This window comes from Pseudomonas sp. 382 (assembly GCF_002759075.1).
Lineage (GTDB): Bacteria > Pseudomonadota > Gammaproteobacteria > Pseudomonadales > Pseudomonadaceae > Aquipseudomonas > Aquipseudomonas vlassakiae.
On the sequence record NZ_PEMX01000009.1, the window covers coordinates 123,215 to 136,187 of the forward strand.

Sequence of the window (12,973 nt, forward strand, 5' to 3'; positions counted from 1 at the left end):
TCCGATGTCGCAGCCGATCCGTCTCAAGGACCATGAGAAAGACGCCCGCCTGGTGCGCAACCGCGTCGTTGTCGGCGCGGTGGCGGTCATGCTGCTCATTTGCGTGTTGGTCGCGCGGCTGTATTACCTGCAGATCATCCAGTACGACTATCACTCGACGCTTTCGGAAAACAACCGGGTGCATGTGCAGCCGATTCCGCCGACGCGCGGGTTGATCTTCGACCGCAACGGGGTGATCGTCGCCGACAACCGGCCCAGTTTCAGCCTGTCGATGACACGTGAACGTGCGGGGAACTGGCAGGAAGTGCTGGATACCATCGTCGAAGTGTTGGACCTGACGGCGGATGACCGGGCGCTGTTCGAAAAGCGCATGAAGCAGGGGCGTCGGCCGTTCGAGCCGGTGCCGATCCTGTTCGAACTCAACGAAGAGCAGATCGCCCGCGTGGCGGTCAACCAGTTCCGCCTGCCTGGCGTCGAGGTCGTCGCCCAGCTGGTGCGCCATTACCCACAGGGCGCGCATTTCGCTCATTCGGTCGGTTATGTCGGGCGGATCAACGAAAAAGAGCTGAAAACCCTCGACCCGGTCAACTACAGCGGCACTCACCATATCGGCAAGACCGGCATCGAGCGCTTCTACGAGCCCGAGCTGCACGGCCAGGTCGGTTACGAGGAAGTCGAGACCAACGCCCGGGGCCGTGTGCTGCGGGTGCTCAAGCGCACCGATCCGAAGCCGGGCAAGGACATCGTGCTGAGCCTCGACATCAAGCTGCAGGAAGCTGCGGAGGCCGCCCTGGGTGGCCGGCGCGGCGCGGTGGTGGCGCTCGACCCGCGTACCGGCGAGGTGCTGGCGATGGTCAGCCAGCCGAGCTTCGACCCCAACCTGTTCGTCACTGGCATCAGCTTCAAGGCCTACGCCGAACTGCGCGACTCGATCGACCGGCCCCTGTTCAACCGCGTTTTGCGCGGCCTGTATCCGCCGGGTTCGACCATCAAGCCGGCAGTGGCCATTGCTGGCCTCGACAGTGGGGTGGTCAACGCCAGCAGCCGGGTGTTCGACCCGGGCTACTACCAGTTGCCCAACTACGATCACAAGTACCGTAACTGGAACCGCACCGGTGACGGCTGGGTCGACCTGGACACCGCGATCATGCGCTCCAACGACACCTACTTCTACGACCTTGCCCACAAGATGGGTATCGATCGGCTGTCCAGCTACATGAACAAGTTCGGCATCGGCCAGAAGGTCGCCCTCGACATGTTCGAGGAATCGCCCGGGCTGATGCCGTCGCGCGAATGGAAGCGCGCCACCCGCCGCCAGGCCTGGTTCCCGGGTGAAACGCTGATTCTCGGCATTGGCCAGGGCTACATGCAGGCCACGCCGCTGCAATTGGCCCAGGCCACTGCATTGATCGCCAACAAGGGCGTGTGGAACCGTCCACACCTGGCCAAGACCATCGAAGGCCAGCCGCCGGTGGACCCTAACCCGATGGAAGACATCGTCCTGCGCGACAAGTCCGATTGGGCCAAGGTCACCCACGGCATGGAGCAGGTGATGCACAACGCCCGCGGCACCGCGCGCAAGGCGGCGACCGGCGCCCAGTACCGCATCGCCGGCAAGAGCGGTACCGCCCAGGTGGTGGCGATCAAGCAGGGCGAGAAGTACGACCGCAACAAACTCCAGGAGCGCCACCGCGACCACGCCCTGTTCGTGGCCTTTGCCCCGGCCGACGATCCCAGGATCGTGGTCTCGGTGATGGTCGAGAACGGTGAGTCCGGCTCCGGCGTTGCCGCGCCCGTGGTGCGGCAGATCATGGACGCCTGGCTGCTCGACGAGAGCGGCCGGCTGAAAAGCGAATTCGCGCCTGCCACCGTCGCCCAGGAAACGGCCCAGTGAAGAACAATTTCGATCGCATGCTCTCCAGCGAGGACGTGATGCGTCGACGCGCCAGCTTCCTGCAGCGCATCCACATCGACGGCCCCTTGCTGATCATCCTGCTGACCCTCGCTGCCGGCAGCCTGTTCGTCCTCTATTCGGCCAGTGGCAAGAACTGGGACCTGCTGCTCAAGCAGGCCACCTCGTTCGGTATCGGCCTGGTCTCGATGTTCGTCATCGCCCAGCTTGAGCCGCGCTTCATGGCCCGCTGGGTGCCACTGGCGTATCTGGTAGGGGTGTGCCTGCTGGTGGTGGTCGATGTCATGGGCCACAACGCCATGGGTGCCACGCGCTGGATCAACATCCCCGGGGTGATCCGTTTCCAGCCCTCGGAATTCCTCAAGATCATCATGCCGGCGACCATCGCCTGGTACCTGTCCAAGCGCACGTTGCCGCCGCACCTGAAACACGTGGCAATAAGCCTGGTGTTGATTGGCGTGCCGTTCATTCTTATTGTCCGTCAGCCTGACCTGGGCACGGCGTTACTGATTCTTGCCTCCGGCGCATTCGTGCTGTTCATGGGTGGGCTGCGCTGGCGCTGGATCCTCAGCGTACTTGCAGCGACGGTACCGGTAGCGGTGGCGATGTGGTTCTTCGTGATGCACGACTACCAGAAGCAGCGCGTACTGACATTCCTCGACCCTGAAAGCGATCCGCTGGGTACCGGCTGGAACATCATCCAGTCGAAGGCTGCCATCGGTTCTGGTGGTGTGTTCGGCAAGGGTTGGCTACTGGGTACCCAGTCGCACCTGGACTTCCTGCCGGAAAGCCACACCGACTTCATCATCGCGGTGCTTGGCGAGGAGTTCGGCCTGGTCGGCATCTGCCTGCTGCTGATCGTCTACCTGCTGCTGATCGGCCGCGGGCTGATGATCACCGCTCAGGCGCAGACCCTGTTCGGCAAGTTGCTGGCAGGCAGCCTGACCATGACCTTCTTTGTCTATGTGTTCGTCAATATCGGTATGGTCAGCGGCCTGTTGCCCGTGGTGGGGGTGCCGCTGCCCTTCATCAGCTATGGCGGAACTTCGTTGGTGACGCTGCTGTCAGCGTTTGGCGTTCTGATGTCGATCCACACGCACCGCAAATGGATCGCGCAAGTTTGAATAAGGTGAACAATTTCATGCAAGCAGTGCGTAACTGGGCTGCCCGTTGTGCGCCGTGGATCGGCGCGGTGGGCCTGTTCGGCGCTGTACAGCTGGCCCATGCCGGTGACTACGACGGCTCCCCGCAGGTGACCGAGTTCGTTCTCCAGATGAGCCGCGACTACGGGTTTGCTCCCGAGCAATTGAACGGTGTGTTCCGCGAGGTGCAGCGCAAGCAGTCGATTCTCGACGCCATCTCGCGCCCGGCCGAACGGGTCAAGCCGTGGAAGGAATACCGGCCAATGTTCATCACCGACGCGCGCATTGCCCGGGGTGTGGACTTCTGGCGTCAGCACGAGGCGGTGCTGGCCCGGGCCGAGCAAACTTATGGTGTGCCGGCGCAATACATCGTCGCGATCATCGGGGTGGAGACCTTCTTTGGCCGCAACACCGGCAACTACCGAGTGATCGATGCCTTGTCCACCCTGGCCTTCGACTACCCGCCGCGAGCCGAATTCTTCCGCAAGGAGCTGCGCGAGTTCCTGCTGCTGGCCCGCGACGAACAGATCGACCCGCTCAACCTCAAGGGTTCCTACGCCGGCGCGATGGGCTTGCCGCAGTTCATGCCGAGCAGCTTCCGCAACTACGCAGTGGACTTCGACGGCGACGGTCACATCAACATCTGGAACAACCCCGACGATGCCATCGGCAGCGTGGCCAGCTACTTCAAGCGCCATGGCTGGGTGGCCGGCGAAGGCGTGGTCAGCCGCGCTCGGGTCAGTGGTACGCGGGTCGACGAAGGCGTCACCACGGGCATCGAGCCGGTCAAGACGGTCGGGGAGTTGCGGGCGTTGGGCTGGTCGAGCCATGATGCGCTGCGCGATGATCTGCCGGTGACGGCTTTGCGCCTGGAAGGCGAAAACGGCCCCGAGTACTGGATGGGCCTGAAGAACTTCTACGCGATCACTCGCTACAACCGCAGCGTGATGTATGCCATGGCGGTGCATCAGCTTGCGGAACAGCTGGTCCAAGTACGGGGCGTCAAGTAATGCGCGCAATCATCTCTGCCAATACCTTCAAGCTGCTGACCTGCATGACCGTCGGCATATTGCTGGTCAGCTGTTCCTCCAGCCGCCCGACCTCCCAGGGCAGTGGCAATGTCGTCCGTTCGCAGCCTGGCCTGGATATCAACCGTGCCCACAAGGACGGTGCGCCGTGGTGGGATGTGGATGTCAACAAGATCCCTGATGCCACCCCGACCGTGCATACCGGTGCCTACAAGGCCAACCCGTATACCGTGCTGGGCAAGACCTACTACCCGATGCAGGACGCGCGCAACTACCGCGCCGAGGGCACTGCATCGTGGTATGGCACCAAGTTCCACGGCCAGAACACTGCCAACGGAGAACTGTACGACCTGTACGGCATGAGCGCGGCGCACAAGACCCTGCCGCTGCCGGCCTATGTCCGGGTGACCAACCTGGCCAACGGTCGTAGTGTGATCCTGCGGGTGAACGACCGTGGCCCGTTCTATTCCGATCGGATCATCGACCTGTCCTATGCAGCGGCGAAGAAACTCGGCTACGCCGAGATTGGCACCGCGCACGTACGGGTCGAGGGTATCGACCCGCAGCAGTGGTGGGCACAGAAGGGCCAGAAGCCGCCACTGATGCTGAAAGAACCGCAGGTCGCGCAGACCCAGGCGATTCCGGCCAGTACCGGGCGGGTCGAGCAGTGGACCCCGCCACCGCAGCAGCACGCGGCGCCGGTGGTGCCGGTGCAGGTGGGCGGCGGCAACGTGCCAGCCGGCGCGGCTGGCAATGTCCTGCAGGTAGGTGCCTTCGCCAACCCGGATGCTGCCGAACTGCTGCGCTCCAAGCTCAGCACCATGGTCAGCGCGCCGGTGTTCATCAGCTCCATCGTGCGCAACCAGCAAACCCTGCACCGCGTGCGCCTGGGGCCGTTCGGCAGCCAGGGCGAGATCCAGCAGGCACAGGACAGCATTCGCCTGGCGAATCTTGGCCAGGCCAAGCTGGTCACCGCTGACTGACCGTTCATGTGGGGGCCCGGGCCTCCACAAACTGTCGGTTTTGTCATGAATTGCCGGGCCCGGACATGTACAATATCGGCTTTTGCCCGCAGCGACATAAAGCCGCAGTTCGCGGGCCAGGCCGAAGGCCACCAAAACTAGACTGACTGGCGCTGGGCACACGATGTGGCCCAGGGAACATCAGACCATTAGCGATTTTCGAGAGACGGATGAACATCACCAACCTTGCCAAACGACTTTGCCTGCCCGTACTGCTGATGCTCACGCCTGCTGCCTTCGCAGCAGAGCAGATGATGCCGGCGCCACCGCAACTGGCAGCCAAGTCCTACGTACTCATGGACGCGTCCAGCGGCAACGTGCTGGTCGAGAACAACGGTGACGAGCGCCTGCCGCCTGCCAGCCTGACCAAGCTCATGACCGCCTACATCGCCACCGTCGACATCCGTCGCGGCCAGATCGGCGAAAACGACCCGGTCACCGTCAGCGAGAACGCCTGGCGTACCGGCGGTTCGCGCATGTTCATCAAGGTCGGTAGCCAGGTCACCGTGAGCGACCTGCTGCACGGCATCATCATCCAGTCGGGCAACGATGCCTCGGTTGCCCTGGCCGAGCACATCGCCGGCAGTGAAGACGCCTTCGCCGACATGATGAACAAGACCGCTGCCGAACTGGGCATGTCCAACAGCCATTTCATGAACCCGACCGGCCTGCCGAACCCGGAGCACTACTCCTCGGCGCACGACATGGCCCTGCTGGCCCGCGCGATCATCAATATCGACCCGGCCCACTACGCCATCTACTCGCAGAAAGAGTTCTTCTGGAACAACATCAAGCAGCCGAACCGCAACCTGCTGCTGTGGCGTGACAAGACCGTCGACGGTCTGAAAACCGGCCACACCGAAGAAGCCGGCTACTGCATGGTGGCTTCGGCCGTTCGTGACGGCCAGCGCCTGATCGCCGTGGTGTTCGGCACCAACAGCGAGCAAGCCCGTGCTGCCGAGACCCAGAAGCTGCTGACCTACGGTTTCCGCTTCTTCGAAACCCAGACCTTCTACCAGAAGGGCACCGAGCTGACCCAGGCTCCGGTCTGGAAGGGTGCTACCAGCCAAGTCAAGGCTGGCCTGGCCGAAGATCTGACCATGACTATGCCTAAAGGCCAGCTTAAACGTCTGGTGGCTTCGATGACCATGAACCCGCAGCTCACCGCACCCATCGCCAAAGGTGACGTGATCGGCAAAGTGGAAGTCAAACTGGACGAAAACGTGGTTCACAGCGCCGACCTGATCGCCCTCGATGGCGTCGAGGAAGGTGGTTTCTTCCGCCGTATGTGGGATAGCATCCGTCTATTCTTCTACGGGTTGTTCAACTGAATACGTGACCTGCACGCCCCCGCGTAACCAGTGGGGGCGTTGTTGTTGCCACGGCTTACGAGGCCGTTTCCGCCATGAGCGAACCTGACGTCAAGTCGCACAAAATCGAATTCCCCTGCGACGATTACCCGATCAAGGTAATCGGCGACACCGTAGTCGGCTTCAAGGACACGGTGATCGAGATCCTGAGCAAGCACGCGAGGGTCGACCTTTCCACATTGGCCGAGCGCCAGAGCAAGGAAGGCAAGTACACCACCGTGCAACTGCACATCGTCGCCGAAAGCGAAAATCAGCTGCATGACATCAACAGTGCCCTGCGTGCCACCGGCATCGTGAAAATGGTGCTCTGATGTCGCTTTGCCTCGGTGTTCGCGAACTTGGCCTGCAGCCCTATGAACCGGTGCTGGAGGCCATGCGTCGCTTCACCGAGCAGCGTAGCCCGGACAGCCAGGACGAAATCTGGCTGGTCGAGCACCCCGCGGTCTTCACCCAGGGCCAGGCCGGCAAGGCCGAGCACCTGCTGGTTCCTGGAGACATCCCGGTGGTGCAGACCGACCGCGGCGGCCAGGTGACCTACCATGGCCCCGGGCAGCTGGTGGCCTACCTGCTGCTGGACGTGCGGCGTCTGGGCTTTGGCGTGCGCGACCTGGTCAGCCGCATCGAGCAGACCCTGATCGACCTGCTGGCCAGCTATGGCGTCAACGCCGTGGCCAAGCCCGATGCGCCGGGTGTCTATGTCGACGGAGCGAAAATCGCCTCCCTCGGCCTGCGAATCCGCAACGGCCGTTCCTTCCACGGCCTTGCTCTGAACGTGGACATGGACCTAGCGCCATTCCGCCGAATCAACCCCTGTGGGTATGCGGGGCTGGCCATGACCCAGCTGCGTGACCTGGCAGGTCCGATCGAACTCGACGAGGTCAGGACAAGGCTGCGCGGACAGCTGGTCAGGCACCTCGACTATGCTGAGCAGACGACCCTCACGGGCGGAATCGACTGAATATGACAACTGTGCAAGAAGCCGTGCCGAACCTGATACCCACCCAGGATGCCACCGCGCGCCCAGCGCCGAAAAAAGTGGAAGCCGGGGTAAAGCTGCGTGGCGCCGAAAAGGTCGCGCGTATCCCGGTGAAGATCATCCCCACCGATGAGCTGCCGAAAAAGCCTGACTGGATCCGCGTGCGCATCCCGGTCTCCCCGGAAGTCGACCGCATCAAGCAGCTGCTGCGCAAGCACAAGCTGCACAGCGTGTGCGAAGAGGCGTCTTGCCCGAACCTGGGCGAGTGCTTCTCCGGTGGCACCGCGACCTTCATGATCATGGGCGACATCTGCACCCGTCGCTGCCCGTTCTGCGACGTTGGCCATGGCCGGCCGAAGCCACTGGACCTGGACGAGCCGAAGAACCTGGCCGTTGCCATTGCTGACCTGCGCCTGAAGTACGTGGTGATCACCTCGGTGGACCGCGACGACCTGCGAGACGGCGGTGCCCAGCACTTCGCCGACTGCATTCGCGAAATCCGCGCCTTGTCGCCTGGCGTGCAGCTGGAAACCCTGGTGCCCGATTACCGTGGCCGCATGGACGTTGCCCTGGAAATCACTGCGCAAACGCCGCCTGACGTGTTCAACCACAACCTCGAGACCGTACCACGCCTGTACAAGGCCGCGCGTCCGGGTTCGGACTACGACTGGTCGCTGGACCTGCTGCAAAAGTTCAAGCAGATGGTCCCGCACGTGCCGACCAAGTCGGGCCTGATGCTCGGCCTGGGCGAGACCGACGAGGAGGTGATCGAGGTGATGCAGCGCATGCGTGAGCACGATATCGACATGTTGACCCTCGGGCAGTACCTGCAGCCATCGCGCAGCCACCTGCCGGTGCAGCGTTTTGTCCACCCGGACACCTTCGCCTGGTTCGCCGAGGAAGGCTACAAGATGGGCTTCAAGAACGTCGCTTCCGGCCCGTTGGTGCGTTCGTCGTACCATGCCGACCAGCAGGCGCACGAAGCCAAGATCAAGCTCTGATCCGGGCTTGCGTTGAACATGCCGATGCACGCTGAGAGGCGGCATCGGCATTTTTGTCTTTGCTGTCCCGTAAGGAGCTGCGATGAATTGCGTTGAAACCACAGAGTCCCGTTTGCCTGCCGCGCTGGCGGAAAATGCCTGCTTTGCCATCGTTGCACCGGCAGGGCCGGCACGTCTGGATGCGCAGAAGGCCGGCCAGTGGTTCAGTGAGCGTGGCTGCCGTTGCCGGATCTACCCGGGCGTTTCCCAGGCTGTGGGTTACCTGGCCGGTAGCGACGAGCAGCGCCTGGAGGATCTGCATGCCGCTTTCGCCGACCCGCAGGTCGATGCGATCCTGTGCATGCGTGGTGGTTATGGCAGCATGCGCCTGCTCGATCGGCTCGATTTCGAGCTGATCCGCCGCAACCCCAAGCCGTTGATCGGCTACAGCGACATCACCGCGCTGCACACCGCCATTCACCAGCGTACCGGGTTGATCACCTTTCACGGTGCGATGCTCAATGCCGACCTGTTGGGCGCCAAGCTGCAACCGACCGAGTCATCGTTGCTGGCGCAGTTGGGCGGGCTTTTGCGGGAGGGCGATGAAATTGTCCATCCGGCCGCGTTCGCCTTGAATTGCGTGGTACCCGGTGTCGCCAGCGGGCGCCTGCTGGGTGGCAATCTGTCGATGCTGGGTGCCACCCTCGGGACGGTAGCGGAGATTGATACGCAGGGCTGCATCCTGTTCATCGAGGACGTCAATGAGCCGCTGTATCGGGTGGACCGGTTGCTGACCCAGTTGCGCCTGGCGGGCAAGCTGGAGGGCGTCCGGGGCGTTCTGGTGGGGGATTTTGCCGGGATTACCGTGGCAGCGCTGGCGCCGCTGCTGGAGGAGACGTTCGGGCCGCTGGGCGTGCCGGTGCTGGCCGGGTGGCGCAGTGGGCATTGTGATCCGAATGTGTGCTTGCCGCTGGGGGCATTGGTGAGGCTCGACAGTGAGCAGCAGACATTGGTGCTGGGTCAGGATTTGTTCAAGGCTTGAAATCGCCGGGGCCGCAAAGCGGCCCCGGGGTGCATCAGCGCTGACGCAGGCTATCAAGCAGCTTGTGGGTCGGATAGCCATCCGCCGGCCACCCCAGCTGCTGCTGGGCATTACGAATCGCCTTGCGGGTGTTGGCCCCGATGATGCCGTCCGGGTTCCCGGCTTCATGGCCACGGGCGTTCAGCAGATTTTGCAACTCCATGCGCTCGCTGCGGCTCAATGGCAGGTCTTCTTTCGGCCAGCTGCCGCTGATGTAGCCCCAGCCCGAGAAGCGATCACCGAGCAGGCTCACTGCCAGCGCGTAGGACGACGAATTGTTGTACTTGAGAATGGCGCGGAAGTTGTCCAGCACGAGGAATGCCGGACCACGAGCGCCCGCAGGCAGCAGCAGGGCTGCCGACAGCTGATTGCTGCCCGCTGGCAGCTGGGTACCTGCCGGCAGTTTCACGCCCATCTGCAACCATTCGTACACCGGCTTTCGCAGCGAGCCGTCGGCTTGCCAGTAGTCGAAACCGGCCGGCACCTGCACTTCAAAGCCCCAAGGCTGGCCATGTTTCCAGCCAGAGCTCTGCAGGTAGTGCGCAGTCGATGCCAAGGCATCTGGCGTGCTGTTCCAGATATCCCGGCGACCATCACCGTCGAAATCCACCGCATGGGTGTTGTAGGTGGTCGGGATGAACTGGGTCTGGCCCATGGCGCCGGCCCACGAACCCCGCATGGCCTCAGGCTGGATATCGCCGTGCTGGATGATTTGCAGGGCGGCGATCAGCTGGTCCTGAGCGAACTGAGGGCGGCGCCCTTCATAGGCGAGGGTGGCCAGCGAACGGATCACCGACTTGCTGCCCTGGAACTGGCCAAAGTTGCTCTCCATGCCCCACACCGCAACCAGCGCCTGACGATCGACGCCATAGCGCTGCTCGATGCGGGTCAGCAGTTCGGCGTTCTGTTCCAGCAGTTTCTTGCCGTTGCGCACGCGCAGGGGCGACAGCGCGCCCTCCAGGTATTCCCACACCGGGCGGGTGAATTCGGGCTGGCTGCGGTCGGCCTTGATCACATCGAGGTCAGGGGTCACGCCGAGGAATGCTCGGTCGAAGGTGCTCGCTTCGATGCCGGCCTGGAGGGCCTGCTGGCGGAAGTTCGCCTGCCATTCGGCGAAGGACAGCAGGGGCTGGATTTCAGTGCTGACGTCAGCTGTGGCGCTGGGCAGGGTCACTGCCGGCGCGGGCTGGGCGGGGGCCAGCGGCAGGGCGTCGGCGGCGGTGGGTTTTTCCGCGCAGGCGACGAGCAGGATGAAGCTGGAGGCCGCGAGTAACTGGCGGGAATTCCAACGGGGGAGAAGACTCAAGAGCATGCACGGATCCAGAATTGCAGGTCAGGTGCCGACCATACCATGCCTGCGCCTGCGATGCTTTCATGCGGCCAAAAAGTAAGAAGCCTCCCAATCTCTCGATTGGAAGGCTTTGCGGCGGTAGCTGCCCTTGCCTTTTTCCGGTTGTTCCTGGCGGCAGCGGAACAAGGGTTGGGCGATGATAGATTTGGCCTTGTTGTGGCCGTGCTTTTTCGGCTTTTTGCTCATGGCGGGATCCCGGCTAGGGTAGGTTTCGGGGCGGACTTTAGGGCTTGGGGCTGGGTGGAGCCAATTGATTGTCTTTATGGCTGAGATTCTGGAGCCGCTTCGCGCCCCTTTCGCGACACAAGGCCGCTCCTACAGGGGAACGCGGTTCGTTGTAGGCGCGGCCTTGTGTCGCGAAAAGGGCGCAATGCGCCCTCAGCTATTGCGAAGGAAGTACCAGGCGCTGCCCGGCCATCAACAGTGCCAATCGCGACAACCCGGTCCAGGGCGAGCCCTCGGCCTGTCCCTTGATTTGCGCATCGATACGTTGGGCATCCTGCAGCAACTGCGCCCAGCGCTGCGCCGAGAGGCGCTGAAGCGCTTTGCTGACCAGCGGTCGGCGCTTGTCCCACACGGGCGGGCGCGCCTGGCTGAAGGCCTTGTCCAGCGGTACACCTTGGCTGAACTGCTGGGCCAGCCCGGCCAGCAGGCGCAGCTCACGCGCCAACGCCCAGAGAATCACCGGCGGTTCCACACCCTCGCCGCGCAGCCCTTCAAGCATGCGCAGTGCATGTGCGGCCTCACCATTGAGAATGGCGTCCACCAAGCCGAAGACATCGAAGCGCGCACTGTCGGCAACCGCAGCCTGTACCGTCTCGACGGTGATCTGGTTGCCCTCTGCCAGCAGCTTGAGCTTTTCGATCTCTTGGGCGGCGGCCAGCAAGTTGCCTTCTACCCGTGCGGCGATCAGATCGACGGCATCGCGTTGCGCCGACAACCCGGCCTGGGACAGGCGCTGGTTGATCCACTGGGGTAATTGCTGGGGATCCACCGGCCAGATCTGGATGAACTGACAGTGGGCACCTTCGATCAGTGCCTTGCCCCACTTGGTCTTTTGCGCGCTGCCGTCGAGCTTGGGCAGGCTGATCAGCAGCAGGGTGTCTTCGGCGGGCTTGGCGCAATATTCCATGAGTGCCGCAGCGCCCTTGTCACCGGGCTTGCCCGACGGCAGGCGCAGCTCCAGCAGGCGCCGCTGGGCGAATAGCGACAGGCTGGCACCCGCTTGCAGCAGGGTACCCCAGTCGAAATTGGCGTCAGCGCTGAACACCTGGCGTTCGTCAAACCCCTGCTGGCGCGCCGCATTGCGGATGGCATCGGCGGCTTCCTGGCACAGCAGCGGGTCGTCGCCACTGACCACGTAGACCGGGGCCAGGCTACCTTGCAGGTGCTTGTTGAGTTGGGCGGGGGCGAGCTTCATGGGAGCAGGCGGGGCACCGGAGTGCCCCGTTTCGGGCTTAGTTGCCCGGGATTTCCATGGGGGACTGCTGCGGCGTCTCGGCCTGTTGGCGGCGTGCAGCTTCCAGTGCATCGGCTTCGGCCTTGGCGCGTGCGTCGGCCTTGCGCTGCAACTCATCGAGCTGCGCAGGGCTCAGCTGTTGCAGGCGCGAAACCATCGACTGCACCAGGTCGCGGCGCATTTCTTCGCGTGCTCGCAGGGCTTCCTGATCGGAGCCGGTGATATTGCCACCGTCACGCACGTACACCTTGCGTGCTTCTACCTTGTTGCTCAACAGTTCGAGGTTGTTCAGGCCGAGGATGCTGTAGCTGAGCGTGGTGGTGAGCTCGTACTCGGCAGTGCTGTTGCCGCCGGAGTAGCTCGCCGAGCGAGAGCTTTCCTGCTCGTTGGTCAGTACCAGGCGATAAGGCGCGCCCGCATGCACGTTGACGCCACTGCGCTCAAGTACCTGGCGCAGTTGCACCACGGTCTGGCCGTAGGCGTTGCGCGCACTGACGTCCATCTCCTTGACGCGCAGGTCGTTGGTGCCGGTGCCGCGCAGCTGGAAACCGCAGGCGCTGAGCAGGACAGCCAGGCCCATTACCAGCAGATTGCGTTTGATCATGTTGTTGCTCCCTTGTGGGCCGATACCGCCCACCCGCACCGGATGCGG

At 63.2% G+C, this 12,973-nt stretch carries 13 protein-coding genes; 9 read left to right on the forward strand and 4 right to left on the reverse strand.

The features are described 5' to 3' along the window. Positions 1 to 4: 4 nt before the first annotated feature. From mrdA to CQW31_RS13135, 9 genes are all read left to right on the forward strand, one after another. Positions 5 to 1,894 carry a penicillin-binding protein 2 gene (gene mrdA / locus CQW31_RS13095; protein ID WP_054886163.1) on the forward strand — a complete coding sequence of 630 codons (1,890 nt, stop codon included), beginning with the start codon at positions 5 to 7 and terminating at the stop codon, positions 1,892 to 1,894. A gap of 38 nt (positions 1,895 to 1,932) precedes the next feature. Next, on the forward strand, positions 1,933 to 3,036 hold the full coding sequence (gene rodA / locus CQW31_RS13100; protein WP_054886191.1) for a rod shape-determining protein RodA: 1,104 nt from the start codon (positions 1,933 to 1,935) through the stop codon (positions 3,034 to 3,036). A gap of 17 nt (positions 3,037 to 3,053) precedes the next feature. Then, positions 3,054 to 4,064 carry a lytic murein transglycosylase B gene (mltB, locus tag CQW31_RS13105; protein WP_054886190.1) on the forward strand — a complete coding sequence of 337 codons (1,011 nt, stop codon included), beginning with the start codon at positions 3,054 to 3,056 and terminating at the stop codon, positions 4,062 to 4,064. After that, positions 4,064 to 5,065, forward strand: coding sequence for a septal ring lytic transglycosylase RlpA family protein (locus tag CQW31_RS13110; RefSeq protein ID WP_099814650.1), 1,002 nt, complete (start codon positions 4,064 to 4,066; stop codon positions 5,063 to 5,065). The genes mltB and CQW31_RS13110 overlap by 1 nt, the downstream gene beginning before the upstream one ends. Positions 5,066 to 5,274: 209 nt before the next feature. Next, on the forward strand, positions 5,275 to 6,435 hold the full coding sequence (locus CQW31_RS13115) for a D-alanyl-D-alanine carboxypeptidase family protein (protein ID WP_054886161.1): 1,161 nt from the start codon (positions 5,275 to 5,277) through the stop codon (positions 6,433 to 6,435). Between the two features lie 74 nt (positions 6,436 to 6,509). Then, positions 6,510 to 6,785, forward strand: a complete 276-nt coding sequence (locus tag CQW31_RS13120) for a DUF493 domain-containing protein (RefSeq protein ID WP_054886160.1) — start codon at positions 6,510 to 6,512, stop codon at positions 6,783 to 6,785. After that, entirely contained in the window at positions 6,785 to 7,432 is a 648-nt protein-coding gene (gene lipB / locus CQW31_RS13125; RefSeq protein WP_054886159.1) for a lipoyl(octanoyl) transferase LipB, read from the forward strand. The genes CQW31_RS13120 and lipB overlap by 1 nt, the downstream gene beginning before the upstream one ends. Positions 7,433 to 7,434: 2 nt before the next feature. Beyond that, a complete protein-coding gene (gene lipA / locus CQW31_RS13130) occupies positions 7,435 to 8,451 on the forward strand; it encodes a lipoyl synthase (RefSeq protein ID WP_054886158.1) in 1,017 nt (338 codons plus the stop codon). 82 nt (positions 8,452 to 8,533) lie between these two features. Beyond that, positions 8,534 to 9,472, forward strand: a complete 939-nt coding sequence (locus CQW31_RS13135; protein ID WP_099814651.1) for an LD-carboxypeptidase — start codon at positions 8,534 to 8,536, stop codon at positions 9,470 to 9,472. 34 nt (positions 9,473 to 9,506) lie between these two features. Here the strand turns inward: CQW31_RS13135 and CQW31_RS13140 are convergent, their stop codons facing one another. The 4 genes from CQW31_RS13140 to lptE all read right to left on the reverse strand — a co-directional run bounded on the left by CQW31_RS13140 (position 9,507) and on the right by lptE (position 12,925). Beyond that, positions 9,507 to 10,823 (reverse strand): lytic murein transglycosylase, encoded by a 1,317-nt coding sequence (locus tag CQW31_RS13140; RefSeq protein WP_099814652.1) that lies wholly within the window; start codon positions 10,821 to 10,823, stop codon positions 9,507 to 9,509. Between the two features lie 60 nt (positions 10,824 to 10,883). Then, positions 10,884 to 11,048: an alternative ribosome rescue factor ArfA gene (arfA, locus tag CQW31_RS13145; RefSeq protein WP_054886155.1), complete on the reverse strand. Its 165-nt coding sequence runs from the start codon at positions 11,046 to 11,048 to the stop codon at positions 10,884 to 10,886. A gap of 196 nt (positions 11,049 to 11,244) precedes the next feature. Next, the gene (gene holA / locus CQW31_RS13150) at positions 11,245 to 12,282 is read right to left on the reverse strand and encodes a DNA polymerase III subunit delta (protein WP_099814653.1); all 1,038 of its coding nucleotides are present in this window, start codon (positions 12,280 to 12,282) and stop codon (positions 11,245 to 11,247) included. A 37-nt stretch (positions 12,283 to 12,319) separates the two neighbouring features. Further along, entirely contained in the window at positions 12,320 to 12,925 is a 606-nt protein-coding gene (gene lptE / locus CQW31_RS13155; RefSeq protein ID WP_054886153.1) for an LPS assembly lipoprotein LptE, read from the reverse strand. Positions 12,926 to 12,973 lie beyond the last annotated feature (48 nt).